Source organism: Cupriavidus sp. FW305-F7 (assembly GCF_058782875.1).
On the sequence record NZ_JBYSYC010000025.1, the window covers coordinates 88,136 to 113,931 of the forward strand.

The following is a 25,796-nucleotide window of genomic DNA, read 5'->3' on the forward strand; positions in this document are numbered from 1 at the left end:
CGCTTACTGCACCACGAAAGAGGTGAAGAGCACGTCCAGCACCCGCTGCGCCGGCAGGCCGCTGGCAAACGGCTTGCTGATGGTGTCGCGGATGTCGTCGGCCAGCTTGCGCTTGCCTTCGACGGTGGCCAGGTCGGCCGGCTGCCTGGCCGACAGCAGCAGCAGGATGCGGCTGCGTGCCTCGGGCAGGTACTGCGCCAAGCGTGCCTGGGTTTCGGCATCGGCCACCTTCAGCGACAGGCCGGTGTGCAGGAAGCGGTCGCCGTCGTCGCTGCGCAGGTTGACGGTGAACGCGTCCAGCGGCACGAAGATCGGCGGCGGTACGACCGGGGCGGCGGGCGCAGCGGGCGCCGCCGGCTGGCGGTTGCTCAGCACGCTGCCCAGCACGAAGCCTCCGGCGCCCAGTGCCACCACCAGCACGCCGGCGCCGATCAGCAGCAGCCGGCCGCGCTTGCCTGTGTTGCCAGTCCGGGGAGGGGAAGCCGTGTTCGCCATGAGAAGCCTGTATCGGAATGCCTGCCATTCTTCCGGAATCGCAGGCCAGCAAAGGGCCGAAAAAAAGGGGGAAACCCTTTCAGCTTGGCCATTTGAGCGGAAAGGGAGCAGGCACGGCTACGCGAGCGGGCGCCCTGTGATGCGCGCCTGCAGGCTGGTTAACGCTTGATGTCGTGTGAACTTGAGTGCTGGTGCAAGCTGCCGCGATTCCTGGCCGGGCCGCGGGGCCGGTCGCGGGAGCGCCGTCATGCATTCCCTACTACGCTAGTCGGGTAGTGATTCATGTGGATTCGTAGGCAATTAAGTTTCCAGTGCCTTGATTTTCATGGTATTTTTTGTTTTCACTCTTATATAAGATATAAGACATTTGACCAAGGAGCGGCTTCGGACTACAATCGCGACGTAACGAGATTTTCTAAACCTAATTACTCAGCAGGTTCCCATGCTTGAAAACTATCGCGCACATGTGGCCGAGCGCGCCGCGCTTGGCATCCCCCCTCTGCCCCTGACCGCCAAGCAGACGGCCGAGCTGGTCGAACTGCTGAAGAACCCGCCCGCCGGTGAAGAGCAGAACCTGGTCGAGCTGATCACCTACCGCGTGCCGGCCGGCGTGGATGACGCCGCCAAGGTCAAGGCCTCGTACCTGGCCGCCGTGGCGCTGGGTAAAGAGAAGTGCGCGCTGATCTCGCGCGCCAAGGCGACCGAGCTGCTGGGCACAATGCTGGGCGGCTACAACATCTCGCCGCTGATCGAGCTGCTGGACGATGCCGAGGTCGGCACCGTCGCCGCCGAGGCGCTGAAGAAGACCCTGCTGATGTTCGACGCCTTCCACGACGTGAAGGAAAAGGCGGACAAGGGTAATGCCAATGCCAAGGCCGTGCTGCAAAGCTGGGCCGACGCCGAGTGGTTCACCAGCCGCCCGGAAGTGCCGCAAAGCCTGACCATCACCGTGTTCAAGGTGCCGGGCGAAACCAACACCGACGACCTCTCGCCGGCCCCGGACGCCACCACCCGCCCGGACATCCCGATGCACGCGCTCGCCATGCTGAAGAACAAGCGCGAAGGCGCGGCGTTCCAGCCGGAAGAAGACGGCAAGCGCGGCCCGGTCAAGTTCATCGAGTCGCTGAAGGAAAAGGGCCACCTGGTCGCCTACGTGGGCGACGTGGTCGGTACCGGCTCGAGCCGCAAGTCCGCCACCAACTCGGTGCTGTGGTTCACCGGCGAAGACATCCCGTTCATCCCGAACAAGCGCTTCGGCGGCGTGTGCCTGGGCAACAAGATCGCCCCGATCTTCTACAACACCATGGAAGACGCCGGCGCGCTGCCGATCGAGCTGGACGTGTCGAAGATGGAAATGGGCGACGTGGTCGAACTGCGCCCGTACGAAGGCAAGGCCCTGAAGGACGGCGCAGTGATCGCCGAGTTCAAGGTCAAGTCCGACGTGCTGTTTGACGAAGTCCGCGCCGGCGGCCGTATTCCGCTGATCGTCGGCCGTGGCCTGACCGCCAAGGCGCGCGAGGCGCTGGGCCTGGCCCCGTCGACGCTGTTCCGCCTGCCGCAGAACCCGGCCGATACCGGCAAGGGCTTCACGCTGGCGCAGAAGATGGTTGGCCGCGCCTGCGGCCTGGCCGAAGGCAAGGGCATTCGCCCGGGCACGTACTGCGAACCGAAGATGACCTCGGTGGGCTCGCAGGACACCACCGGCCCGATGACCCGCGACGAGCTGAAGGACCTGGCCTGCCTGGGCTTCTCGGCCGACCTGGTGATGCAGTCGTTCTGCCACACCGCCGCGTATCCGAAGCCGGTCGACGTCAAGACCCACCACACCCTGCCTGAGTTCATCAGCACCCGCGGCGGCATCTCGCTGCGCCCGGGCGACGGCGTGATCCACTCGTGGCTGAACCGCATGCTGCTGCCCGACACCGTCGGCACCGGCGGCGACTCGCACACCCGCTTCCCGATCGGCATCAGCTTCCCGGCAGGTTCGGGCCTGGTGGCCTTTGCCGCCGCCACTGGCGTGATGCCGCTGGACATGCCGGAATCGGTGCTGGTCCGCTTCAAGGGCAAGATGCAGCCGGGTGTGACCCTGCGCGACCTGGTCAACGCGATTCCGCTGTACGCGATCAAGCAAGGCCTGCTGACCGTGGCCAAGCAAGGCAAGCAGAACATCTTCTCGGGCCGCGTCCTGGAAATCGAAGGCTTGCCCGACCTGAAGGTCGAGCAAGCGTTTGAACTGTCGGACGCCTCGGCGGAACGTTCGGCCGCCGGTTGCACGGTGCGCCTGAACAAGGACCCGATCATCGAATACATCAACAGCAACATCACGCTGCTGAAGTGGATGATCGCCCAGGGCTACCAGGACCCGCGCAGCCTGCAGCGCCGCATCAAGGCCATGGAAGCGTGGCTGGCCGATCCCAAGCTGCTGGAGCCGGACGCCGACGCCGAGTACGCCGCCGTGATCGAGATCGACCTGGCCGACGTGCATGAGCCGATCGTGGCTTGCCCGAACGACCCGGACGACGTCAAGACCCTGTCGGAAGTTGCCGGCGCCAAGATCGATGAAGTGTTCATCGGTTCGTGCATGACCAACATCGGCCACTTCCGCGCAGCTTCCAAGCTGCTGGAAGGCAAGCGCGACATCCCGGTCAAGCTGTGGGTGGCTCCGCCGACCAAGATGGACCAGAAGCAGCTGACCGAGGAAGGCCACTACGGCGTGTTCGGCACCGCCGGTGCCCGCACCGAAATGCCGGGCTGCTCGCTGTGCATGGGCAACCAGGCACAGGTGCGCGAAGGTGCCACGGTGATGTCGACCAGCACGCGTAACTTCCCGAACCGCCTGGGCAAGAACACCAACGTGTACCTGGGTTCCGCCGAACTGGCGGCGATCTGCTCGCGCCTGGGCCGCATCCCGACCAAGGAAGAGTACATGGCCGACATGGGCGTGCTCAATGCCAACGGCGACAAGATCTACAAGTACATGAACTTCGACCAGATCGAGGACTTCAAGGAAGTGGCCGACGGCGTGACGGTGTAAGCCGCGCAGTCAGGCTGGCATGAAGAAGGGGCCCCCGCTTGCGGGGCCCCTTTTTTGCTTTCAGCGACACGCCGCGGCGCAGGCGGATGGTTCAGTCCAGCGGAACGCCGTGGCGCGCGGCGTACGCCACCACTTCGGCCGTGTTGTGCAGGTCGAGCTTGCGCATCAGGTTCTCGCGGTGCTTGCGCGCGGCCCTGCATCGCGCGGTGCAGCCGGCCGAGACCGCCTGAGGCCCTGCGCTGCATGCATGGCACGGGCGGTTTATGATCGGGTTTTTCCAACGTCCGGCGCCTTCTTGCGCAGTGCGCAAGCGCCTGAACCAGGAGCCAGTGTGCCCGATTTGTCCGCTTTCCCCATCACCCGCAAATGGCCGGCGCAGCATCCCGACCGCATCCAGCTGTATTCCCTGCCCACGCCCAACGGGGTCAAGGTGTCGATCATGCTGGAGGAGACCGGCCTGCCGTATGAACCGCACCTGGTACGCTTCGACGCCCACGACCAGATGTCGCCGGAGTTCCTGTCGCTGAGCCCGAACAACAAGATTCCCGCCATCCTCGATCCCAACGGCCCGCGCGGCAAGCCGCTGGCGCTGTTCGAGTCGGGCGCGATCCTGCTCTACCTGGCCGACAAGTCGGGCAAGCTGATCCCGGCCGACCCCGCGCGCCGCTACGAAACCATCCAGTGGGTGATGTTCCAGATGGGCGGCATCGGGCCGATGTTCGGGCAGGTGGGCTTTTTCCACAAGTTCGCCGGCAAGGAGTACGAGGACAAGCGCCCGCGCGACCGCTACGTGGCCGAAAGCCGGCGCCTGCTGAATGTGCTGAACCAGCGGCTGGAAGGGCGCGACTGGATCATGGGTGACGAATACACCATCGCCGACATCGCCACCTTTCCGTGGGTGCGCAACCTGGTTGGCTTCTATGAGGCGGGCGAACTGGTCGGCATCCAGGACTTCCCGCATGTCAGGCGCGTGCTGGAGGCGTTCGTCAAGCGCCCGGCCGTGGTGAAGGGGCTCGATACGCCGCACCGCGGCTGAGGCAGCCGCGGCGTGCGTGGCCATCGTCCTGCACGGTGGCTTCCCCGGCGTCTACAGAGGGGCGGGTGGCCCGCATCCTATAGTCCAGGGACAGGCGCGCCGCCCCGCGTTGCCTGAGGAGCCCGGATCATGCCGATGCCCACCGCCATCTCCCTGTTGCGTGTCGTCCTGCTGGCGGGCGCCACCGCTGCGCTCGCCGCCTGCGGCGAATCGGCCAAGCTGCCTTCCGAAGCGGGCTTTGGCCCCGTGCCGCAGCTGCCGCCACCCAACCAGACCGCGATCCCCACCGTCAAGATCGCGCCGGCCATCGGCTGGGCAGCGGGCCAGCGCCCGGTGCCGGCCGCAGGCATGGCGGTTACGGCCTTCGCCGACAAGCTGGACCATCCGCGCTGGGTCTACGTGCTGCCCAACGGCGACGTGCTGGTGGCCGAGAGCAATGCCCCGCCCAAGCCCGACGATGGCAAGGGCATCCGCGGCTGGATCATGAAGAAGCTGATGAAGCGCGCCGGCGCCGGCACCCCCAGCGCCAACCGCATCACGCTGCTGCGCGACACCAACGGCGACGGCGTGGCCGACCAGCGCTCGGTGTTCCTGAAGGACCTGAACTCGCCGTTCGGCATGGCCCTGGTCGGCAACGACTTCTACGTGGCCGCCACCGACGCGGTGCTGCGCTTCCCGTACCAGCCCGGACAGACCCAGATCACTGCCGCGCCGCAGAAGGTGGTGGACCTGCCCGGCGGGCCGCTCAACCATCACTGGACCAAGAGCCTGATCGCCAGCCGCGACGGCAGCAAGCTGTACGTGACGGTGGGTTCCAACAGCAACGTGGGCGAGCACGGCATGGACAGGGAGGTCGGCCGCGCCGCCATCTGGGAGGTCGACCCCAAGACCGGCACGCACCGGATCTTTGCCAGCGGCCTGCGCAATCCCAACGGCATGGCGTGGGAGCCGGTCACCGGCATGCTCTGGACTGCTGTCAACGAGCGCGACGAGATCGGCAGTGACCTGGTGCCGGACTACATCACCTCGGTGCGCGACGGCGGCTTCTATGGCTGGCCCTACAGTTACTACGGCCAGCATGTCGACGCACGCGTGAAGCCGCCGGCGCCGGACCTGGTGGCCAGGGCCATCGTGCCGGACTATGCCGTGGGGGCACACACCGCATCGCTCGGGCTGGCCGCCGCCGGCGGCAACAGCTTGCCGGCGCGCTTCAGCGAAGGCATGTTCGTCGGCCAGCACGGGTCGTGGAACCGCAGGCCGCTGGCGGGCTACAAGGTGATCTTCGTGCCGTTCAGCAAGGGCCGGCCCAACGGCGCTCCGTTCGACGTGCTGACCGGCTTTCTCGATGAGGACGGCAACGCGCGCGGGCGGCCGGTGGGCGTGGCGATCGACCCGCGCGGCGGACTGCTGGTGGCCGATGACGTCGGCAATACGGTGTGGCGGGTCAGCGGCGCGAAGTAGGCGGACCATGGCGCGGCAGCGGCGGCACTGCGCCGCTAGAATGACGGCGCCCCCCCGAGTCCGCTGCCGCCCATGTCTCTCACTGTCTTCGCAGTCGTCCTGCTCGCCGCGTTCCTGCATGCCGCCTGGAACGCGGTGGTCAAGGGTGGCGGCGACAAGATGCTGTCGACGGTGATGGTGGCGGTGAGCGCCGGCCTGATGGGCGCCGTGGCGCTGCCGGCGTTGCCGCAGCCGGCGCCGGCGAGCTGGCCTTTCATCGCCGCGTCAGTGGGCGTGCACGTGGTGTATTTCGCGCTGGTGGCACGCATCTACCACACCGCGGACATGAGCCAGACCTACCCCCTGATGCGCGGCACCGCGCCGCTGCTGGTGGCGGTGGCCAGCGTGGGCTGGCTGGGCGAGCACCTTTCGGGGCTGGCGTGGGGCGGCATCGCCGTGGTCAGCCTGGGCATCCTGGCCATGGCGGGCGGCGGTCACGGTGCCCGCGCTGCCGCTGGCAGCCGTGAAGGCATGTGGCTGGCCCTGCTGAACGCGCTGGTGATCGCCGCTTATACGCTGATCGACGGCACCGGCGTGCGCCGCTCCGGCGCGCCGGTAGCGTATGCGTTCTGGATCTTCGTGCTGACCGCGGTGCCGCTGGCGGCGTGGGCGCTGGTGGCGCGCCGGCCGGCACTGGCCGGCTACGTGCGGCGCAACCTGGTGTTCGCATTGGTTGGGGGCGGCGGCACGCTGGCGTCCTACGGGCTGTCGCTGTGGGCGATGACACGCGCGCCGGTGGCTCCGGTGGCGGCCCTGCGCGAGTCCTCGATCCTGTTCGGCGCGCTGATCTCCGGACTGCTGCTCAAGGAGCGGGTGGGCGTCGCCCGCCTGGGCGCGGCGTGCCTGATCGCCGCCGGCGTGGCCACGCTGCGCTTTGCCTGAGGGCAATCCGGGTGACGGCCAGGGCGCCCGGCCGCTGCGCGCCGCCGGCGCTGTCTATACTTGGCTTTACCGGGGTCAGACGGCGGAGGGGCACTGCGTCCGCGCAAACCGGCAGCCTGGCATCGACGCCGAGGAGAGGGCATGGACCACACCGCAGATTCGTTTCGGGCCTTTGAGCTGGCCGGCTGGGAAGATCCCGAGGTCGTCAGCCAGTACCAGGAGCATCTGTCGCACGTGACCCGGCAATCGGTCGAGTCCCTGCTGGATGACGCCCATGTGGCCAGCGGGCTGCGCGTGCTGGACGTGGCCACCGGCTCCGGCCATGTCGCGGCTGGGGCGGTGCGGCGCGGCGCCGAGTCCGTCGGCATCGATTTCTCGCTGGCGCAGGTGCAGCTGGCGCGCAAGCTCCATCCGGATGTCCACTACGAGCAGGCCGATGCGCAGGCGCTGCCGTTCGGCGATGCCAGCTTCGATGCCGTGGTCAATGGCTTCGGCATGTGCCACCTGTCCGACCCGGAGGCCGCGCTGGCCGAAGCGTTCCGCGTGCTGCGCCCGGGCGGGCGCATCGCCTTCACCGTGTGGGACACGCCCGAGCGCGCGGTCGGCTTCGGCGCGGTCTATGCCGCGATCCGCGCCTGCGGCTCGATGGAGGTCGATCTCCCCGTGGGGCCGAACTTCTTCCTGTTCAGCGATCCGGGCCATTGCCGCACCGCGTTGCAGCAGGCCGGCTTTGTCTCGCCCACATGCCGCAGCGTGCCGCAGGTATGGCGCTTCTCCACGCCCGACCAGCTGTTCGATGCGCTGGCCCAGGGCACCGTGCGAGCCGCCGCCACGCTGCGCGCGCAGACCCCCAGGGCCCGCGATGAGATCCGCGCCGTGCTGCGCGGCACCGTCGCCGCCTATATGCGCGGCAGCGGCTTCGAGGTGCCGATGCCGGCGGTGCTGGCGGCGGCGGTCAAGCCCTGAGGGCGGCACCCACGCGCCCGTCGTGGAGCGGATGCCGCCGGGAGTGTTGGAGATCGACCGACATCCCCGTTGCCAGCGTTGGCCTGGCCCCACCATTCCGTCCCCGGAAAGTGCCGTAATCCACGCCGCAACCAGCCTTGCGGCGGTGGCACGGTCATTGCGCAATGGACAGCGAGCGCGGCGCCGCGGCTCGTTGTGCCACCTGCCAGCAATGGCTTCCCGGAGAACCCCGATGAACACCCGATCCCAATGCCAGACAGGGCAGGCCGCGCCGCGCCCGCCCGCAATCCTGCACCGCTCGCGCCAGGCCATGGCGCTGCTGCGCGTGCTGGGCTTATGCATCAACAGCGTCGCCTGCGCCCAGTCCGAGGCGCCGCAGGCTGCAGCGCCGGCCGTGCAGGCCGTGACGCCGGAACAGAAGTTTGCCCCCGGATACCTGGAGGCCGTTGCCACTGGCTATGACAATGGGTTGGCCTTGCGGGAGCCGGAAGGCCTCGCGCCGCTGAGGCCGCCGCGCGAGGCGCGCAGCGCGCCGGCGGCAGGCGCCGTGCCGGTTGCGATGCCAGCGGCGGTGCGGCCGCAGCCGGCGCGCTGACCCGGCGGGGCCCATCCGAACAAGACAGCATAGTTGCAGTACCGTCGGCGGGGCATGTGACGGCAATTGCGGAATATTCGCCCTCAATTGCCTACAATTCGTCACACCGGTTAATCCCCCGCCCCATGGACATCGAACTCGCCCGCACCTTCCTGCAAGTCGTTCGCACCGGCAGCCTGCTGGCCGCGGCCGACAAGCTGCATGTCACGCAGACCGCCGTGACCGCGCGCATCAAGAGCCTGGAATCGCAACTGAACTGCCGCCTGTTCGATCGCAACAAGGCGGGCGCACGGCTGACGCCCGATGGCCAGCGCTTTCTCGGCTACGCCAGCCAGCTGGTGCAGACCTGGGAGGCGGCCTGCCGCGAACTGCCGTTGCCGGCCGGGCTGGCCAGCCTGTTTCGTTTCGGCACGGAAATCAGCCTGGGCAATCCGCTGGTGCTGCTGTGGACCACGCGCCTGCGCCAGCTGATGCCGGCGCAGGCGGTGCGGGCGGAAGTGGGGGAAGGGGCGGAACTGCAGCGCAAGCTGCAGTCAGGCACGCTGGACGCGGCGCTGGTCTACCAGCCGGAGTATGCGCCCGGCATGCATGTCGAGGCGCTGATGGAAGAGAAGCTGATCCTGATCCGCTCGACGCAGCGCGATGGCGGCTATGTCTATGTCGACTGGGGGCCGGAATTCCGCCGCCAGCATGACAGCGCGCTGCCGGAGCATGCGCGCGCCTCGCTGTACTTCAACCTGGGGCCGCTGGCGCTGCAGTACATCCTGCAGTTCGGCGGCAGCGGCTATTTCCGGACACGCGTGGTGCAGAGCTACCTGGACAGCGGGGTGTTGGCGCGCGTGGAAGGCGCCTCAGAGTTCTCTTATCCAGTGTTCCTCGTCTGCGCCAGGACCCCAACAGGCGCGGCGCAGGACGCGGTGCGCATCCTGCGTGACATCGTGCGCGAAGAATCCGACTGGTCGCAGCGCTGGGATTTCCCGCAGTAGCGCAAAGCGGTCAGATCCGGACCGGCACCAGTTGGCCCATCGGGCCGGGCACGGCCACCAGGCGCCATTGCCGCACGCGCCGCACCCGGCGCCCGCGTCCGCCGCCGCGCGGCGGGCGGGGTTCCAGCCCGGCAAAGCGGCCATGCAGTTGCGCGCGTTCGAACACCGGCTCGGGCACCCGCGTCCCGATCAGCCAGGTGACGCTGCCTCCCAGTGCCACCAGTGCCAGTGCCAGGGCAATCCAGAGGACGGCTTCCATGTTCCCGCTCCATCGAATAGGTATCTGTGATTCCAGTATTGGCGCAAACCGTTGCGGCGGGTAAATGAAAGTTATTTCCACTTCATATCAATAAAATTGCATTCAAGCTGGCTTCTCCTTCAAACCTGTCCGTTCGGCTGCGGTAGGAAAAATCATCCTTTCGGACGAATCTCATAGCCGCTGCACGGCAGACACTCAGGCGGTCACTCTCAAAAACACCAGGAGACCCCGCCATGCAACGCCTGATCTTCGAAGCTGAACACGACGCCTTTCGCGAATCCGCCCGCCGCTTCTACCAGCGCGAGGTGGGGCCGCACGGCGAGCGCTGGCGCGAACAGGGCTGCGTGGACCGCGAGGTGTTCCGCAAGGCCGGCGAGCAGGGCTACCTGCTGATATGGGCCGATGAGAAATACGGCGGCGCCGGCGTGGAGGATTTCCGCTATGAGCAGATCCTGATCGAGGAAAACGCGCGCCACGGCGACTCGGGATTTTTCGGCACGCTGCACTCGCGGCTGGTGGCTCCGTATATCGGCCGTATCGGCAATGAGGAGCAACGCCAGCGCCTGCTGCCGGCGGCCGCGCGCGGCGAGTCGATCTTTGCCATCGCCATGACCGAGCCGCAGGCCGGCTCCGACCTGGCCGGCATGCGCACGCGTGCCGAGGACCACGGCGACCACTGGGTGCTGAACGGCGCCAAGACCTATATCTCGAACGGCCAGCTGGCCGACTTTGTGGTGGTGGTCGCGCGCACCGATCCGGAGCGCAGCCACGGCCTTGGCCTCTTTATCGTCGAGCGCGGCATGCCGGGCTTCGAGCGCGGGCGCAAGCTGCGCAAGATGGGCCTGCACTCGCAGGACACCTCCGAACTGTTCTTCGACAACGTCAAGGTGCCCAAGGCCAACGTGCTGGGCGAGCCCGGCCAGGGCTTCCGCTACCTGACGCGCCACCTGGCTGAAGAGCGGCTGATTGGCGCCTGCGGCTACATGGCGTCGGCGCAGGTGGCGTTCGACCTCACGCTGGACTACGTCAAGGAGCGCAAGGCCTTCGGCCGGGCGATCGGCACGTTCCAGAACTCGCGCTTCAGGCTGGCCGAGCTGCGTGCGCAGCTGGATGCGCTGCAGACCTTCGTCGACCAGTGCGTGCTGCAGCACAACGCCGGCACGCTGACCGTGGAGACGGCGGCGTCAGCCAAGCTGCTCACGTCGGAACTGCAGGGGCGCATGGTCGATGAGGGCGTGCAGCTGCACGGCGGCGCCGGCTATATGGAGGAATACCGCATCTGCCGCATGTACACCGACGCGCGCATCTCGCGCATCTACGCCGGCAGCAGCGAGATCATGAAGGAGATCATCGGCCGCAGCCTGGGGCTGGATGACCGTGTGAAGGGGTAAGGAGAAATGAGGGCGGACGAAGGGATCAGGTCCGCCCCAATTTCCGACGGCATGGCCGGCAACGGCCCGCAGCGGTGGTTGTTTTTTCCGGTTGGCTAGGGTTTTCGCGTAGTTAAAGGCTTTTGTCAGCCCAATGAAAGCTGTTTGTAATGCGATTCGGTTTGAATGCGTGCGGGAGATCGTGTCCGGGTGGCGTTTGATGCATCAGGACTGCAGGCGAGGGCGCACCAAGACAGCCACGCTTCGCGACCGCACTGGCGGGATCGGGGTCGGATGAATATTTGCCGCCCCGGTGCACCGTTCGGCGGGCACGGTCGTTTACCGCAGACCGTTGTCGAACTGAGCCTGACTGACCGTGCCTTTTGTCTTTTCCCGTATTGCCGTGGGTGCCCTGCTGGTACTGGGGGTTCTGGCCCGGCCCGCGGCAATCCTTGCCGCCGAACGCCCCGCCGATCCGCTTCCTTCCGCTGATTCCGCAGATGCTGCCGGTCCTTGCGTGCCGCCGCCGGCCGGCGCGACGCTGACCCTGGCGCAGGTGCGCCTGGACGCACTTCGCTGCAATCGCGACATCATCGCCGCCCGCCGCGGCGTCGAAGCCAGCCAGGCGGACATACAGATCGCTTCGCAGCGGCCCAACCCGGTGCTGAGCCTGGGCGTGACCAACATCAACCCGCATGCCGGCATCGGCTCGGGCAACCTGCGCAGCAAGACCGTGGACTCCACCCTGCGCGTGGACCAGCTGATCGAGACCGCCAACAAGGGCGGCCTGCGCGTGGACGCCGCGCGCAAGGCCAGCGCGGCCGCCGGCGAAGTGGTGCAGGCGGTGGTGGTGCAGCAGACCGCCGGGGCGGAGCAGGCCTTCTATGAGGCGGTGATCAGCCAGGAGCGCGTGGGCGTGCTCAGGGAGATGCTGGGCCTGTACGACCGCACCCGCCAGGCCAGCGAGACCCGCCTCAAGGCCGGCGACGTCTCGCGCGCCGAAGTGACCAAGCTGCAGCTCGACGCGCTGCGCGCGCAGAACGACATGCGCCAGGCCATGGCCGACCACAGCCGCGACAAGGCCCAGCTGGCGCAGGCCATGGGCGTGCCCGGCACGCTCGCCGACAACCGGCTGGTGCCGGACTGGCCGCCGCTGGATACCCCCGTGCCGCAGGTCGACCCCGACACGCTGCAGCGCCGCCCCGACGTGACCGCGGCCGAGGCCCGCCTGGCGGCGGCCGCCGCCGCCCGCGACCTGGCACGCGCCGGCCGCGTGCCTGACGTGACCGTGGGCGCGCAGGCTGAGCACTATCCGGTCTCCGCCACCAATACCAATGGCAGCGGCAATAGCTACGGCGTGTTCCTGACGATCCCGCTGTACGTGCGCCACCGCAACGGCGGCGAGGCCCGCCGCGCCGAGGTGGACTACTACGCCGCGCTGGACGAGCGCAACCGCGTGCTGCTTGAAGCCGGCAATGAGATGGAACGGCTGCGCAGCCAGCTCGAAGCCTCGCGCCAGTCACTGCGGCAGATGCGCGACGACGTGTTGCCCGCTGCCGAAAGCGTGGCCGGCAGCGCCGAGTTTGCCTACGGCAAGGGCGCCACCGGCGTGCTCGACCTGCTCGATGCCCGCCGCGCGCTGCGCCAGACCCGGCTCGACGCCGTCAGCGCCCAGGGCGATTACGCCAAGGCCCTGTCGGCCTACCGCGCCGCGCTGCAGACCTCCACGACCGGCACTGCGACGACCACCTCGCGTCCCTGAACCGCAGTTCCAGCGAATCCAATGCACTCTCTCCTGTCACGCATGTCCCGCCGCATGTCTTCCGTCCATTTCCCCGCCGGCCTGCCCGCACGGGTTGCTGCCCTGTCTCTGTGCGCGCTGGCGCTGGCCTCCTGCGGCAAGTCTGAAGCGCCCAAGGCCGATGACGAGCCCAAGGTCAGCGGCAATACCATCCAGTTCCCGGCCAGCGTGAAGACGCTGCCGGGCATCGCCGGCGAAGCCGCCAAGACCGGCGGCGAGCGCATGCTGAGCCTGCCCGGCCGGCTGGTGTGGAACGAGGACAAGACCGTGCGCGTGTCGACGCCGTTTGCCGGCCGCGTCACCGAGATCCTGGTGCAGCCCGGCACCACCGTGAAAGCGGGCCAGCCGCTGGCCAGCCTGACCTCGCCCGATTTCGGCGTAGCCCAGGCCGATGCGCGCAAGGCCGCCGCCGACAGCGCGGTCGCGGCCAAGGCGCTGGCACGGCAGCGCGAGCTGTACGGCGCCGGCATCATCGCGCAGAAGGAACTGGAACAGGCGCAGGCCGACGCCGCGCGTTCCGCGGCGGACCTGCAGCGCACCCAGGCGGCGCTGGGCCAGTACGGCGCGGCCGCAGGCGGCGCGGGCGCCGTCAACCAGCGCTTTCCGCTGCGCAGCCCGATCGACGGCCTGGTGGTCGAGCGCAACATCAACCTTGGCATGGAACTGCGCCCCGACCAGCCGCCCGCCGCGCCGCTGTTCCTGGTGACCGATCCGACCACGCTGTGGGCGCAGGTCGACGCGGGCGAGGCTGACCTGAGCCTGTTCAAGCCGGGCGTGGACGTGCAGCTGACCACCGCTGCCTGGCCCGGAGAGACCTTCTCCGGCACCGTGATCAAGATCGCCGACTATGTCGATCCCACCGCGCGCAGCATCAAGGTGCGGCTGATGGTGCCCAACCCGGAGCGCCGCCTGAAGGCGGAGATGTTCGTCACCGCGAAGCTGCCGGCCGCATCGTTCAAGGGCATCGCCGTGCCGTCCAAGGCCGTGTTCCTGGCCGAGAACCGCAACTATGTGTTCGTGCGCACCGCCGCCAATACCTTTGAGCGCCGCCTGGTGCGCGTGGGCGTGACGCTGCCCGGCACCACCGAGCTGCTTGAAGGCGTGAAGGACGGCGAGACCGTGATCACCGACGGCAACCTCTACCTGCAGGACATCCTGCGCGATGCCACGGCCGTGAACGCGGCGCGTGCGTCCGAGAAGAAGTGAGGACGGCCGCCACATGATTTCGCGCATCGTCAGCTTTGCCCTGCACCAGAAGCTCTTTGTCTGGCTGGGCCTGCTTATCTTCGTCGGGGGCGGCCTGGCCGCGTTCAAGAACCTGCCGATCGAAGCCTTCCCGGATGTCTCCGACATCCAGGTCAACGTCATCACGCTGTACCCGGGCCGCGCCGCCGAAGAGGTGGAGCGCCAGGTCACCATCCCCATCGAAACCGCGCTGGCCGGCACGCCCAACGCGGTGCGGGTGTTCTCGCATACGCAGTTCGGCCTGTCGTTCATGATGGTGACCTTCAATGACAAGGCCACCGACGTGACCGCGCGCCAGCAGATCCTGGAGCGCCTGCGCAGCGTGGACCTGCCCGACGGCGTGCATCCGGACCTGGCGCCGCTGTCCACCGCGATCGGCGAGATCTACCGCTTCCGCCTGACCGGCAAGGGCTATACCGCGCAAGAGCTGCGCACGCTGCAGGACTGGGTGGTGGAGAAGAACCTGCGCCAGGTGCCGGGCGTGGCCGACCTGGTCACCATCGGCGGAACCATCAAGCAGTACGAGGTCAATCCCAACCTGGCGCGCATGCGCGATGCCAAGATCTCACTGTCGCAGCTGTTCACCGCGCTGCAGCGCGCCAATGCCAACGCCGGCGGCGGCGCCGTGGCGCACGGCCGGCAGCAGTTCCTGCTGCGCTCGCTGGGCAGCTTCCGTACCTCGGCCGATATCGCCAACGTGGTGGTGGCCGAGAACAACGGCACCCCCATCCTTGTCAAGGATATCGCCGACGTGAGGGTCGGCAGCGCGCCGCCGCAAGGCCTGATGGGCCAGGACAACGAGGACGACATCGTCTCGGGCATCGTGGTGATGCGCAAGGGCGAGAACCCGTCGCTGGTGCTGGAGGCGCTGAAGAAGAGGATCGACCTGCTGGACGACCAGATCCTGCCCAAGGGCGTGAAGATCGTGCCGTACTACGACCGCTCCACGCTGATCGACAAGACCCTGCACACCGTGTTCGGCAACCTGGTGGAAGGCGCGCTGCTGGTGATGGCGGTGCTGTACCTGTTCCTGGCCAACGTGCGTGCCGCGGCAATCGTGGCGCTGATCATCCCGCTGGCGTTGCTGTCGACCTTCATCGGCCTGACCTGGGTGGGCATTCCGGCCAACCTGCTGTCTCTTGGCGCGATGGACTTCGGTATCATCGTCGACGGCGCGGTGATCGTGGTCGAGAACATCTTCAAGCGGCTGGGCGAGCTGAAGGAGCAGCAGATCAAGGACAGCAAGGCGCGCCTCCTCGCCATCCTGCAGGCCACCACGGAAGTGGGCCGTCCGACCGTGTTCTCGATGGTCATCATCATTGCGGCGCACATCCCGATCTTCACGCTGCAGCGGCACGAGGGCAAGATCTTCGCGCCGATGGCCTACACGGTGACGGGCGCGCTGATCGGCTCCCTGATCCTCTCGCTGACGCTGGTGCCGCTGCTGTGCCACCTGCTGCTCACCAAGAACATCGCGCACGACGACAACTTCATCGTGCGCCACTGCAAGCGGCTCTATGAGCCGATGCTGGCCTGGGCGCTGGACCACAAGAAGCTGGTGGTGGGCGCGGCGGTGGGCCTGCTGGTGGTGACCGTGGGCGTGGGCAAGTTCCTTGGCAGCGAGTTCCTGCCCGAACTGGACGAAGGCTCGATGTGGGTCAGCTTCGACCTGCCCGCGTCGGTCTCGATCGATGAAGCGCGCGACCAGGCGCGGCTGCTGCGCGGCGTGATCCGCAAGACCCCGGAGGTCAACACCACCATCTCCAAGGTGGGCCGCCCCGATGACGGCACCGATCCCAAGCTGATCAACACCGTCGAGATCCTGGTCGACCTCAAGCCCGAGAAGCAGTGGCGCGACGGCTTCAACAAGCGCGGCATCATCGGCGAGATCGACAAGAACCTGCGCCAGCTCCCCGGCATCGAGCCCAATTTCTCGCAGCCGGTGCGTGACAACATCCTGGAGAGCATCTCGCAGATCAAGGGCCAGATTGTGATCAAGGTCCAGAGCGACAGCCTTGAGCACAACAAGCAGGTGGCCGACCAGATCCTGGCCAACGTGCAGTCGGTCAAGGGCGTGATGCGGGCCTTTATCGACCGCGACGGCGAGCTGCCGCAGTACGTGCTGGAGTTCGACCGCGCCCAGGCCGCGCGCTACGGCATCAACGTGGCCGACGTGCAGGACCTGATGGAAACCGCGCTGGCCGGCAAGGCCGCGACCGAGCTGTGGGAGGGCGAGAAGCACTTCAGCGTTGCCGTGCGCCTGAAGCCGTCGGAGCGCGCGCTGCCGAACCTGCCCAATATCTTCATGCAGACCGCGGACGGCGCGCAGGTGCCGCTGTCACAGCTGGTGACCTTCCGCGCGGCATCCGGCGCGATGAACATCAGCCGCGAGAACGGCCAGCGCACCACCTCGATCGGCATTTTTATCCACGACCGCGACATGGGCAGCGTGGTGAAGGACATGCAGGCGCTGGTGGCCAAGAATGTCAAGGCCGAGGACGTCAAGATCAGCTGGTCGGGCGAGTTCGAGAACCAGGAGCGCGCCATGGCGCGGCTCTCGATCGTGGTGCCGCTGTCGGTGCTGGTGATCTTCCTGCTGCTGTTCAATGCGTTCAAGTCGTTCAAGAGCGCCACGCTGATCATCTCGAACATCCCGTTCGCGCTGATCGGCGGCGTGTTCGCGCTGTTCCTGACCGGCATTCCACTATCGGTGTCGGCGGCGATCGGCTTTATCGCGCTGTTCGGCCAGGCGGTGCTCAACGGCGTGGTGATGGTGACCTACTTCAACCAGCTGCGCGATGAAGGTATGCCGGTGCGCCAGGCCGTGCTGACCGGCTCGATGGACCGGCTGCGCACGGTGCTGATGACCGCGCTGCTGGCCATGCTGGGTTTGTTCCCGATGGCCATCTCGCGCGCCATCGGCTCGGAGACGCAGCGCCCGCTGGCCATCGTCATCATCGGCGGGCTGATTACCGCCACCATGCTGACGCTGATCGTGCTGCCCACCCTGTATGAATGGATGGTGGGCCGCAACTGGCCGGACGAGGAGGGCGACAAGCCCGACGAGAGCCGGTTGACGCCATCGATTGCGGGCTGATGACAGGGCCGCGGTCGCGGCCTGTGTGGCATTGCAGACAGGCCCCAGGCATGACGCCGCCCCCACACCGGGCGGCGTTTTTTCTTTTAAGGCGCATTCCACAAGTCCCTCCGCAATCCGGTGCATGCCCCGCCGTGTGCGTCGCCCGAATCGCAATGTCGGAATAGTCTGACGCTCCTTTCGGAGCCGGACGCCTGCTTCCCATATTTCCCCGAGCCTACTCTGTACTTACGGCATGGCCAGCAGCATAGCCGCCGGCCTCTCATGCGTACCCTGACGCATCCACCCGGAAAGGAGATCGACATGTTGAAGAAATGGCTGACCGCAGCAGTGTGTTCGATGATGGTTGCCGCACCGGCGGGATTTGCTTTGGCCCAGATGACCGCGCCAGCAACCACGACCGGAACGGCTGCAACCGGGACAAAGGCGGACTATGACGCCGCGGTGAAGCAGGCTGATGCGGACTACAAGGCTGCCTCCGCCAAGTGCGATGGCATGAAGGCCAACGCCAAGGACGTTTGCAAGGCCGAGGCCAAGCGCGACCGCGATGTGGCCAAGGCCCAGGCAGAAGCCCGCCGCGACGGCACGCAGAAGTCGATGGCCAAGGCCGAGAAGGTCAAGGCCGACCGCGACTATGACGTCGCCAAGGAAATGTGCGACGACAAGAAGGGCAATGACAAGGACGTTTGCAAGAAGGACGCCAAGGCCGCCCATGAAAAGGCACTGATGGCTGCCAAGGTCGACAAGGCCGCGGCGACCGGTTCGCGTGCCGACGTGGCGGAAGCCCGCGCCGACGCGAAGAAGGACGCCACTGACGCCGCCTACAAGGCCGACAAGGAACGCTGCGACGCGCTCTCGGGCGAGTCCAAGGACAAGTGCCAGGCCGATGTGAAGGCCAAGTACAGCAAGTAAGCCTTCGCGGTGTCCCGCCAGCAATGGCGGGACACGCACCGCACCACACGCAAGGGGACGCCTCTGATGGCGCCCCCTTGCCACCGGATGAAGGAGCACGACATGAACTGGGACCAGATCGAAGGCAAGTGGGAACAAGTGAAGGGCAAGGTCAAGGAGAAGTGGGGCAAGCTGACCGACGATGACATCGCGCAGATCAACGGCAAGCGTGATCAGCTTGCCGGCCGCATCCAGGAGCGCTATGGCTACACCAAGGAGCGCGCCGAGGAAGAAATGAAGGCGTGGGAACGGGACACGCGCTGGTAAGCAGGGCGTGGCAGCACGGCAAGGCGGGTCGCCAGCGGGCGCCCCGCCTTGTTTCTTGTGTGGCGCGTACTCGATTCCCCTCAGGCACCCCCGGAACGAGGGGTGTTTCGGCGTAAATCGCACAGCATTAAGCGCGGATTAGCTCTGAATGCAACCAAATGATGCACGCGCCACCCGCGCAGGGCATACCATGTCGCGTCGCCGACCCCACCATCCATCCGGCCTGCTTTCGCGCTCCGCATGTACGCAGCCTTGCCCGCCTTCGTCTCGTCGATCTTCCTCGGTTACGGCCTCTATGTGCTGGTGACCAAGGGGGTGACGCGCGTCTCCACTTCGTTCTTCCTGCTGTGCGTGACCACCTTCGCCTGGCAGGGCACGTGGGTGTTCCTGTTCCAGGCCTCGCATCCCGATGTGGCGCTGGCGCTGGCCAGGCTCGGCTACCTCTTCATCCTGTTCCTGCCGACCACGTTCTACCACTTCATTGCCGAAGTCACCGAGTGCCGCCGCGAGCGGCCGTTGCTGCTGGCCTCCTACGGCCTGAGCCTGGTGCTGGCGGTGCTGCTGCTGACCACCAACCAGGTGGTCTCTGGCTACTACAGCTATTTCTTCGGCGACTATCCCAAGGCCGGCCCGCTGCATCCGCTGCACCTGTTGCAGACGGTGCTGGTGGCGCTGCGCAGCGCCTGGCTGCTGGTGGCGGCGCGGCACAATGCAACGGCTGAACGCCGCAAGCGCTACAAGCTGTGCCTGGTGGCGGTGGCGCTCTATTCGCTGGCGGCGGTGGACTACGCCGTCAACTACGGCGCGGCCTTCTATCCGCCGGGCGTGGTGTTCGTGGCGGCAAGCCTGGGCATCCTGGCGGTCAGCGTGGTGCGCTACGACCTGATGCATCCGTATTCGCTGGCCGCCACCGTGGCGCACGAGGTGCGCACGCCGCTGGCGACCATCCGCATGCAGGCGCAGGAGCTGGCGCGCACCTGGCCGCAGGTGCTGCACGGCTACCAGCTGGCGGTCCAGCAGGGGCTGTACGAGGACCGCATGCGGCCCGGCCAGCTTGAGCGCGTGTCGAGCCTGGTCGGCGCCATCACGCGGGAAGTCGATGGCACCAGCACCGTGATCGACATGGCGCTGGCCTCGGTCACGCTGGAGCGGCTGGACCGCAGCAGCTTTGCGCCACACGGCATTGCCGACTGCGTGCATGCGGCGCTGGAGCGCTACCCGTTCCAGGGCGAGGAGCGCGGCTGCGTGCAGGTTCGCGGCATCGACCAGGACTGGCGCTTTGTCGGCTCCGACACGCTGCTGGTCTATGTGCTGTTCAATCTGCTGAAGAACGCGCTGCATGCGATCAGGGCGGCCGGCGGCGGCCACATCGACATCACCGGCGCGACCGAGGGCCAGTACCACGTGATCCGCTTTCGCGACACCGGCCCGGGCATTCCGGCCGACGTCATGCCGCGCATCTTTGATCCGTTCTTCTCCACCAAGGCGCATGGCACCGGTGCCGGCCTGGGCCTGGCCTTCTGCCGGCGCGTGATCGAGACCTTCGGCGGGCGCATTGAGTGCGAGTCGGTGCCGGCCGTGCATACCACCTTCACGCTCAGGCTGCCGCGCTTCACCGCCATGGCCGACAGCCGACTGCGCACCAGCACCGCCGGCTGACCCACGGCCGGCGGTGCCGGATTCAGACTCGCACGGGGTCAGCCGCCTGGCTCAGCTGGCCAGTGCCGGCAGCACCAGTTCATATTCCCTGACCCGCTCGATGATGCCCGCCGGAAAGCGCGTGATGCGCTTTTCCCGGTCGGCGAAGACGATCTGCTGGTAGCCCAGCGACACCGGCTTGCCCCCCACGCAGAACCGGAACAGCAGGTAGGCCGAGCATTGCCGGACCTGGAAGGTGTTCAGGTAGCAATCCACGCGCTGGAACGGGAACGTCTCCTCGACATACTCCTGGTGCGCACGCTTGGTCACGAAGACGCCGCCCGCGGCCAGCAGGTTGTCGTGGATGCATTCATGGAACCACCGCTCCCGGCAAATGCCCTGCCACTCGAAGTAGCGGGCGAAGTAGGTATTCATAAAGGCATTGGAATCCTTGAGATAAATGTCGATCGCATGGTGGAAGGTCTTGTGCGAAGCCGTCTCGAACGCGTCGGGTGCCAGTTGGGCCGTGCCGCGGTTCAGGATTTGGGGGATCACGTCTCGCATCAACATAAATTGACTCCTTGAGATGGCCGCAAGCGGCAGCCACGCCTGCCCCCGGGAAGGTTGGGGCATGGTGGCATTCTGTCCGCTTGGGCAGTGGCAGGGTGGGCGCTGAAGTGGGGGTTCCTGCACGTTTCGGCGCGTGACGCCCGGTCGACAAACGCCCGGAATGCATGCCCGGGCCTGGCAAAACCGGAGAGGCATGGATCGGCGTTAACCCGAGTAGTCTAGGTTTATAGACTTTCATATAGTCATCCGACTTGGCGGCCTTTGGGCGGTCACTGCATCGCCCGTTTCCCGACCTCCCTTGCCGCATGGCAGACACCACCTCCAGCGAACTCCTCTCGCGCAGCCGCCAGCCGGTCTACCTGCAGCTGGCCACCATCTTCCGCCGCCAGATCGAAAGCGGCGCCTGGCGCCAGGGCGAGCGCATTCCCTCCCTGGAGGAACTGTGCCGCCAGTACGGCGTGGCGCGCATGACCATGCACCATGCCTTGTCGATGCTCGACGAAGAAGGGCTGGTGGAGCGCGCGCGCGGGCGCGGCACTTTCGTCAGGGCACCGTGCCAGGCGCGGCGGCAGGTGTCGCTGTCGACCAGCTGGGACGAGGCGGTGGCGGTGGGCGCGCAGCTGGACACCGAAGCGATGGTCGAGTCGGCCGGCAACGTGCCGCTGCCCGCCGATCTCGGCATGCCGTGCCCCGGTGAGCGCGCCGCCGACTACCACTTCCTGCGCCGGCTGCACCGGCTGGAAGGACGGCCGTTCGCGGTGGGCGAGGTCTATATCGAAGCCGGCGTCTTTGCGCGCGAGCCCGAGGCCTTCCGCCAGGGCGCCTCGGTGCCGGTGCTGGACCGCTTCCCCGGCCTGTCGGTCAGCACCGCGCGCCAGCGCCTGTCGATCGTCGCGGCCGGGGCCGAATCCGCCGCAGCGCTGGCGCTTGCCGTGGGCGCGCCGGTGGCTGAGCTGCGCCGCTTTGCCTGTGTCCCGGGCGAGCGCGGCGAGCTGATCGTCTACTACGCACGCATCGAATTCCCGACCGAGTTTGTCTGCCTGGATTTCGACCTGCTGGCGGCGCGGCCGCGCCCGGCCTGACGCCCCCAGTGCAACCAATGCCAACCTGCTGACCCAGAACCTGAGCGGAACCCGAGACATGGAAACTACCCAACCGATGAACGGCGCCGAGAGCCTGGTCAAGACCCTGCTCGCCAACGGCGTGGACACCTGCTTTGCCAACCCGGGCACCAGCGAAATGCACTTCGTCGCGGCGCTGGACCGCATCCCGGGCATGCGCTGCGTGCTGGGCCTGTTCGAAGGCGTGGTCACCGGCGCGGCCGATGGCTATGCGCGCATGGCCGGCAAGCCCGCCGCCACGCTGCTGCATTGCGGCCCGGGACTGGCCAACGGCCTGGCCAACCTGCACAACGCGCGCCGCGCGCAGACGCCGGTGGTCAACATCATCGGCGACCAGGCCACCTACCACCGGCCGCTGGACGCACCGCTGACCGCGGATACCGAAGGCTGGGCCCGTCCTGTCTCCGTGTGGACGCGCACGGCCACGCAGGCTGCGTCCGTCGGCGCCGATGCCTCGTCCGCGGTGCAGGCCGCATGCGCCGCGCCGGGCGGGGTCGCCAGCCTGATCCTGCCGTCCGATGTGTGCTGGGATGCTGGCGGCGTGGTGGCCGCGCCGCTGCCGCCGCTGGCGGTGCCCAAGGTCTCGCCCGACGCCGTGCAGCAGGCCGCGCGCGTGCTGCGCTCGGGCCAGCCCACGCTGGTCGTGCTGGGGGGCAGCGCGCTGCGCGAGGCGCCGCTGGCCGATGCGCACCGCATTGCCGCAGCGACCGGCGCCCGGCTGATCTCGCCCATGTCCAATGCGCGAGTGTCGCGCGGCAGCGGCCGCCTCGCGGTGGACCGCGTGCCATATTCAGGCGACGTCGCGCGCGACAAGCTGGCCGGCATCCGCAACGTGATCCTGGTCGGCGCACCGGCGCCGGTGACGTTCTTTGCCTACCCGGGCAAGTCGCCGCGCCCGTATCCGGAAGATGCCGTGATCCATGTGCTGGCACGTCCGGAGGAAGACCTGGCCGAAGCGCTGTCCCGGCTGGCTGACGAGGTGGGCGCACGCAATGCGCCACTGCCGGCTGCCGCGGCGCCCGCATCGGTGGAGCCCGCGCGCGGCGCGGTCACGTCCGAGGCGGTGGCACGGACACTGACCGCCTTGCTGCCCGAACAAGCCATCGTGGTGGAAGAGAGCATCAGCTTCGGCCGCGCCTTCTATCCCGGCACGGTCCATGCGGCCCCGCACGACTGGCTGCAGCTGACCGGCGGCGCCATCGGCGAAGGCCTGCCGCTGGCCGTGGGCGCGGCGGTGGCGGCGCCGGACCGGCGCGTGGTGGCACTGCAGGCCGATGGCTCGGCCATGTACACGCTGCAGTCGCTATGGACCATGGCGCGCGAGCAGCTCGATGTCACCGTGGTGCTGCTGGCCAACCGGAAGTACGCCATCCTGCTGGGCGAGCTGGCGGGCGTGGGGGCCAACCCGGGCAAGACCGCCCTGGACATGCTGGACATTGGCAATCCCGACCTGGACTGGGTCAAGCTGGCCAACGGCATGGGCGTGGAGGGCGCGCAGGCCAGGGACATGGAAAGTTTTGCCGACCTGTTCCGCATGGCCAATGCGCGCAAGGGGCCGTTTGTGATCGAACTGGTGATCTGAGCGCGGCGCTTTCCGCATTCAAAAATCCAGCCTTTGGCAGATGTGAATTGTTGCAATGCACAGACTGCGGCAAGCTCATTGCCGTGCCATGGAAAGCCCATGGCGGCACCATCAAAAGTGAAGGAGACTCCATGCCCCAACAAGAAGCGGCGGTGGGTCCGGACAAGGCTTATGCGGAGCAGCTCGCCGCTGGCCAGTTCCGCATCCAGCATTGCCAGGACTGCAAGCGCCACGTGTTTTTCCCGCGCAATATCTGCCCGCACTGCGGCGGCGACACGCTCGCCTGGGTCGCGCCCAAGGGTAGCGGCACGGTCTATTCCACCAGCGTGATCCGCCGCAAGCCGGAAGCCGGCGGCGACTACAACGTGGTGCTGGTCGATCTGGATGAGGGCGTGCGCATGATGAGCCGCGTGGAAGGCATCGCGCCCGCCAGCGTGCGCATCGGCATGCGCGTGCAGGCGCGCGTGGCGCAGGGCAAGGAAGGCGAGGCCGCTCTCGTCGTGTTCGATCCGGTGGAGGGCTGAAGCCATGAGTTTGTCCAATTTGCGTGGCAGCGTCGCCATTGTCGGGGTCGGCCAGTCGGGCATGGGCGAGGCCCACGGCAAGACGGAAATGGAAATCCTGGTGGAGGCCGCCAAGGCCGCCGTCAGGGATGCGGGCCTGTCGATGCGCGACATCGACGGCATCGCCACTGCCAGCGTCGGCGCCAGCATGTGGGTGATGCCGGTGGCCGAGTACCTCGGCATCAAGCCCAAGTTTGTCGACAGCACCATGATCGGCGGCTCCAGCTTTGTCTCGCACATGCTGCCGGCGATGATGGCGCTCGAATCGGGCCAGTGCGATGCGGTGCTGGTCTGCTACGGCAGCAACCAGCGCACCTCCACCGTCGGCCGCGCCGGCATCTCCAAGGTGCGCGCGGTGCTGGACCCGCAGCCGTATGAGCACCCGTACAGCCCGCTGCAGCCGATCACGTCGTATGCACTCGCCGCGGCGCGCCATATGCACCAGTACGGCACCACGCGCGAGCACTTGGCCGAGGTCGCCGTGGCCGCGCGCAAGTGGGCGCAGCTCAATCCGGAAGCGATGATGCGGGACCCGCTCAGCATCGACGACGTGCTCAATGCGCGCATGGTTTCCGACCCGCTGTCAGTGCGTGACTGCTGCCTGGTCACCGATGGCGCCGGTGCCTATGTGATGGTGCGCGCGGACCGCGCCAGGGACCTGGCCAAGCCGCCGGTCTATGTGCTGGGCAATGCCACCGCCACGTGGCACCGCCAGATCTCGTGCATGCCGGACCTGACTGTCACGGCCGCCAAGGAATCCGGCGAGCGCGCCTTCGCCATGGCGGGCCTCAAGCCGTCTGATGTCGATGTGGCTGAGCTTTATGATGCGTTCACCATCAATACGCTGCTGTTCTTGGAAGACCTGGGGTTCTGCGCCAAGGGCGAGGGCGGTCAGTTTGTCAGCGGCGGCGGCATTGCGCCGGGTGGGCGGCTGCCGGTGAATACCAATGGCGGTGGGTTGTCATGCGTGCATCCTGGGATGTATGGGATGTTCATCACTATTGAGGCGGTGCGGCAGTTGCGGGGGGAATGTGGGGAGCGGCAGGTGGAGGGTGCCGAAGTTGCCGTGGTGCATGGGAATGGAGGGACGTTGTCTAGTCAGGCTACGGCGATTCTGGGGACTGCGGCGACGGTTTAATTGTGTTTTGGGCTTGGTGCCATTACGGTCGCTTGTCGCCCTTGGCGGGCGTGGCTGTTTCGCCGGCGTAGCCGGCGAGTCACTTTTTGTCCGAGCGACAAAAAGTAACCAAAAAACGCGTCGCCAGAGCGGCTGGCAATCAATTCCACGGTGGTGGTAGTTCGCACGGTGGTGCTTTCCGTTTGGGCGTGGGTGCCCGTTCGACCCTGCTACGCCATGTGAGTCAGTGACAGTGCCTACGTTAACCCACTATTGAACGATCCCCATGCAGGGCGTAGGCCGCCTGCTGCCGACGGCATCGCGGGGACGCCTACGGCTGCTGCGCAGGCTCAAAATGCGCTGACGGTCATTGGGCGCTTGCGCGGAGCGCAGCCGAAGGCGTTGATGCGATATCGCTGGAGAGCGCGGGCCACCGCCCGACTTGGGGATCGTTCAAAAGCCGGTTATCGCAGGCACTGGCACACACTCACATGGCGTTAGCAGGGTCGAACCGCGACCACATCCAAACGGCAAGCACCGCCGCCCATATGACCGACGCCGCGTAATTGATTGCTAGCCGCATAGGCGACGCGTTTCTTGCTTACTTCTTGTCGCTTGGACAGGAAGTAAGTCGCCGGCTACGCGGGCCTGTCAGTTTTTTTGTGTGCAGGGCAGTTAAAGGCTCATCGTCATTTCGACCGGTGAGCCAGCATTATCTCAA

The 25,796-nt window shown here is 67.0% G+C and carries 21 protein-coding genes; 18 read left to right on the top strand and 3 right to left on the bottom strand.

What is annotated here, in order from left to right:
• Positions 1-3: 3 nt before the first annotated feature.
• Positions 4-495 carry a flagellar basal body-associated protein FliL gene (gene fliL / locus AC3WL8_RS22805; protein ID WP_011616679.1) on the bottom strand — a complete coding sequence of 164 codons (492 nt, stop codon included), beginning with the start codon at positions 493-495 and terminating at the stop codon, positions 4-6.
• Between the two features lie 442 nt (positions 496-937).
• Between fliL and acnB the strand changes: the two genes are divergently transcribed.
• The 7 genes from acnB (at position 938) to AC3WL8_RS22840 (ending at position 9,494) form a co-directional block, all read left to right on the top strand.
• On the top strand, positions 938-3,529 hold the full coding sequence (gene acnB / locus AC3WL8_RS22810) for a bifunctional aconitate hydratase 2/2-methylisocitrate dehydratase (protein ID WP_013952213.1): 2,592 nt from the start codon (positions 938-940) through the stop codon (positions 3,527-3,529).
• Between the two features lie 331 nt (positions 3,530-3,860).
• Positions 3,861-4,565 (top strand): glutathione binding-like protein, encoded by a 705-nt coding sequence (locus AC3WL8_RS22815; RefSeq protein ID WP_211979675.1) that lies wholly within the window; start codon positions 3,861-3,863, stop codon positions 4,563-4,565.
• A gap of 129 nt (positions 4,566-4,694) precedes the next feature.
• A complete protein-coding gene (locus tag AC3WL8_RS22820) occupies positions 4,695-6,026 on the top strand; it encodes a PQQ-dependent sugar dehydrogenase (protein WP_013952215.1) in 1,332 nt (443 codons plus the stop codon).
• A gap of 72 nt (positions 6,027-6,098) precedes the next feature.
• Positions 6,099-6,947 carry an EamA family transporter gene (locus AC3WL8_RS22825; RefSeq protein WP_211979676.1) on the top strand — a complete coding sequence of 283 codons (849 nt, stop codon included), beginning with the start codon at positions 6,099-6,101 and terminating at the stop codon, positions 6,945-6,947.
• A gap of 141 nt (positions 6,948-7,088) precedes the next feature.
• On the top strand, positions 7,089-7,913 hold the full coding sequence (locus AC3WL8_RS22830) for a class I SAM-dependent methyltransferase (RefSeq protein ID WP_013952217.1): 825 nt from the start codon (positions 7,089-7,091) through the stop codon (positions 7,911-7,913).
• Between the two features lie 232 nt (positions 7,914-8,145).
• The gene (locus AC3WL8_RS22835; protein ID WP_153953867.1) at positions 8,146-8,508 is read left to right on the top strand and encodes a hypothetical protein; all 363 of its coding nucleotides are present in this window, start codon (positions 8,146-8,148) and stop codon (positions 8,506-8,508) included.
• Positions 8,509-8,633: 125 nt separating this feature from the next.
• Positions 8,634-9,494, top strand: a complete 861-nt coding sequence (locus tag AC3WL8_RS22840; RefSeq protein WP_013952219.1) for a LysR family transcriptional regulator — start codon at positions 8,634-8,636, stop codon at positions 9,492-9,494.
• A 10-nt stretch (positions 9,495-9,504) separates the two neighbouring features.
• On the opposite strand, the gene AC3WL8_RS22845 is transcribed toward AC3WL8_RS22840, so the two are convergent.
• Positions 9,505-9,753: a hypothetical protein gene (locus AC3WL8_RS22845; protein WP_153953866.1), complete on the bottom strand. Its 249-nt coding sequence runs from the start codon at positions 9,751-9,753 to the stop codon at positions 9,505-9,507.
• 233 nt (positions 9,754-9,986) lie between these two features.
• On the opposite strand from AC3WL8_RS22845, the gene AC3WL8_RS22850 reads away from it, so the two are divergent.
• The 7 genes from AC3WL8_RS22850 (at position 9,987) to AC3WL8_RS22880 (ending at position 20,143) form a co-directional block, all read left to right on the top strand.
• On the top strand, positions 9,987-11,144 hold the full coding sequence (locus AC3WL8_RS22850) for an acyl-CoA dehydrogenase family protein (RefSeq protein WP_153953865.1): 1,158 nt from the start codon (positions 9,987-9,989) through the stop codon (positions 11,142-11,144).
• A gap of 355 nt (positions 11,145-11,499) precedes the next feature.
• Positions 11,500-12,885, top strand: coding sequence for a TolC family protein (locus AC3WL8_RS22855; protein WP_013952222.1), 1,386 nt, complete (start codon positions 11,500-11,502; stop codon positions 12,883-12,885).
• Between the two features lie 54 nt (positions 12,886-12,939).
• Entirely contained in the window at positions 12,940-14,130 is a 1,191-nt protein-coding gene (locus tag AC3WL8_RS22860; RefSeq protein ID WP_041228800.1) for an efflux RND transporter periplasmic adaptor subunit, read from the top strand.
• A 13-nt stretch (positions 14,131-14,143) separates the two neighbouring features.
• Positions 14,144-17,266 carry an efflux RND transporter permease subunit gene (locus tag AC3WL8_RS22865; protein ID WP_013952224.1) on the top strand — a complete coding sequence of 1,041 codons (3,123 nt, stop codon included), beginning with the start codon at positions 14,144-14,146 and terminating at the stop codon, positions 17,264-17,266.
• A gap of 303 nt (positions 17,267-17,569) precedes the next feature.
• Entirely contained in the window at positions 17,570-18,178 is a 609-nt protein-coding gene (locus AC3WL8_RS22870) for a hypothetical protein (protein ID WP_013952225.1), read from the top strand.
• Between the two features lie 102 nt (positions 18,179-18,280).
• The gene (locus AC3WL8_RS22875) at positions 18,281-18,484 is read left to right on the top strand and encodes a CsbD family protein (RefSeq protein ID WP_041228550.1); all 204 of its coding nucleotides are present in this window, start codon (positions 18,281-18,283) and stop codon (positions 18,482-18,484) included.
• A gap of 240 nt (positions 18,485-18,724) precedes the next feature.
• Positions 18,725-20,143, top strand: coding sequence for a sensor histidine kinase (locus AC3WL8_RS22880; RefSeq protein WP_013952227.1), 1,419 nt, complete (start codon positions 18,725-18,727; stop codon positions 20,141-20,143).
• A 51-nt stretch (positions 20,144-20,194) separates the two neighbouring features.
• On the opposite strand, the gene AC3WL8_RS22885 is transcribed toward AC3WL8_RS22880, so the two are convergent.
• On the bottom strand, positions 20,195-20,692 hold the full coding sequence (locus AC3WL8_RS22885; RefSeq protein WP_041228551.1) for an acyl-CoA thioesterase: 498 nt from the start codon (positions 20,690-20,692) through the stop codon (positions 20,195-20,197).
• Positions 20,693-20,997: 305 nt separating this feature from the next.
• Here AC3WL8_RS22885 and AC3WL8_RS22890 point away from each other — a divergent pair, with 305 nt between their 5' ends.
• The 4 genes from AC3WL8_RS22890 (at position 20,998) to AC3WL8_RS22905 (ending at position 25,096) form a co-directional block, all read left to right on the top strand.
• Positions 20,998-21,774, top strand: a complete 777-nt coding sequence (locus AC3WL8_RS22890) for a GntR family transcriptional regulator (protein ID WP_013952229.1) — start codon at positions 20,998-21,000, stop codon at positions 21,772-21,774.
• Between the two features lie 76 nt (positions 21,775-21,850).
• Complete coding sequence (locus tag AC3WL8_RS22895; protein WP_013952230.1) at positions 21,851-23,395, top strand: acetolactate synthase large subunit; 1,545 nt, start codon at positions 21,851-21,853, stop codon at positions 23,393-23,395.
• 131 nt (positions 23,396-23,526) lie between these two features.
• Positions 23,527-23,919 (top strand): Zn-ribbon domain-containing OB-fold protein, encoded by a 393-nt coding sequence (locus AC3WL8_RS22900; protein ID WP_013952231.1) that lies wholly within the window; start codon positions 23,527-23,529, stop codon positions 23,917-23,919.
• Between the two features lie 4 nt (positions 23,920-23,923).
• The gene (locus tag AC3WL8_RS22905) at positions 23,924-25,096 is read left to right on the top strand and encodes a thiolase family protein (protein WP_013952232.1); all 1,173 of its coding nucleotides are present in this window, start codon (positions 23,924-23,926) and stop codon (positions 25,094-25,096) included.
• Positions 25,097-25,796 lie beyond the last annotated feature (700 nt).

Excerpts from the sequence above, each read along its gene's own strand:
- fliL (WP_011616679.1), bottom strand. The coding sequence starts at position 495 with ATGGCGAACACGGCTTCCCCTCCCCGGACTGGCAACACAGGCAAGCGC.
- acnB (WP_013952213.1), top strand. The coding sequence starts at position 938 with ATGCTTGAAAACTATCGCGCACATGTGGCCGAGCGCGCCGCGCTTGGC.
- AC3WL8_RS22820 (WP_013952215.1), top strand. The coding sequence starts at position 4,695 with ATGCCGATGCCCACCGCCATCTCCCTGTTGCGTGTCGTCCTGCTGGCG.
- AC3WL8_RS22825 (WP_211979676.1), top strand. The coding sequence starts at position 6,099 with ATGTCTCTCACTGTCTTCGCAGTCGTCCTGCTCGCCGCGTTCCTGCAT.
- AC3WL8_RS22830 (WP_013952217.1), top strand. The coding sequence starts at position 7,089 with ATGGACCACACCGCAGATTCGTTTCGGGCCTTTGAGCTGGCCGGCTGG.
- AC3WL8_RS22835 (WP_153953867.1), top strand. The coding sequence starts at position 8,146 with ATGAACACCCGATCCCAATGCCAGACAGGGCAGGCCGCGCCGCGCCCG.
- AC3WL8_RS22840 (WP_013952219.1), top strand. The coding sequence starts at position 8,634 with ATGGACATCGAACTCGCCCGCACCTTCCTGCAAGTCGTTCGCACCGGC.
- AC3WL8_RS22845 (WP_153953866.1), bottom strand. The coding sequence starts at position 9,753 with ATGGAAGCCGTCCTCTGGATTGCCCTGGCACTGGCACTGGTGGCACTG.
- AC3WL8_RS22850 (WP_153953865.1), top strand. The coding sequence starts at position 9,987 with ATGCAACGCCTGATCTTCGAAGCTGAACACGACGCCTTTCGCGAATCC.
- AC3WL8_RS22860 (WP_041228800.1), top strand. The coding sequence starts at position 12,940 with ATGTCTTCCGTCCATTTCCCCGCCGGCCTGCCCGCACGGGTTGCTGCC.
- AC3WL8_RS22865 (WP_013952224.1), top strand. The coding sequence starts at position 14,144 with ATGATTTCGCGCATCGTCAGCTTTGCCCTGCACCAGAAGCTCTTTGTC.
- AC3WL8_RS22870 (WP_013952225.1), top strand. The coding sequence starts at position 17,570 with ATGTTGAAGAAATGGCTGACCGCAGCAGTGTGTTCGATGATGGTTGCC.
- AC3WL8_RS22875 (WP_041228550.1), top strand. The coding sequence starts at position 18,281 with ATGAACTGGGACCAGATCGAAGGCAAGTGGGAACAAGTGAAGGGCAAG.
- AC3WL8_RS22880 (WP_013952227.1), top strand. The coding sequence starts at position 18,725 with ATGTACGCAGCCTTGCCCGCCTTCGTCTCGTCGATCTTCCTCGGTTAC.
- AC3WL8_RS22885 (WP_041228551.1), bottom strand. The coding sequence starts at position 20,692 with ATGTTGATGCGAGACGTGATCCCCCAAATCCTGAACCGCGGCACGGCC.
- AC3WL8_RS22890 (WP_013952229.1), top strand. The coding sequence starts at position 20,998 with ATGGCAGACACCACCTCCAGCGAACTCCTCTCGCGCAGCCGCCAGCCG.
- AC3WL8_RS22895 (WP_013952230.1), top strand. The coding sequence starts at position 21,851 with ATGAACGGCGCCGAGAGCCTGGTCAAGACCCTGCTCGCCAACGGCGTG.
- AC3WL8_RS22900 (WP_013952231.1), top strand. The coding sequence starts at position 23,527 with ATGCCCCAACAAGAAGCGGCGGTGGGTCCGGACAAGGCTTATGCGGAG.
- AC3WL8_RS22905 (WP_013952232.1), top strand. The coding sequence starts at position 23,924 with ATGAGTTTGTCCAATTTGCGTGGCAGCGTCGCCATTGTCGGGGTCGGC.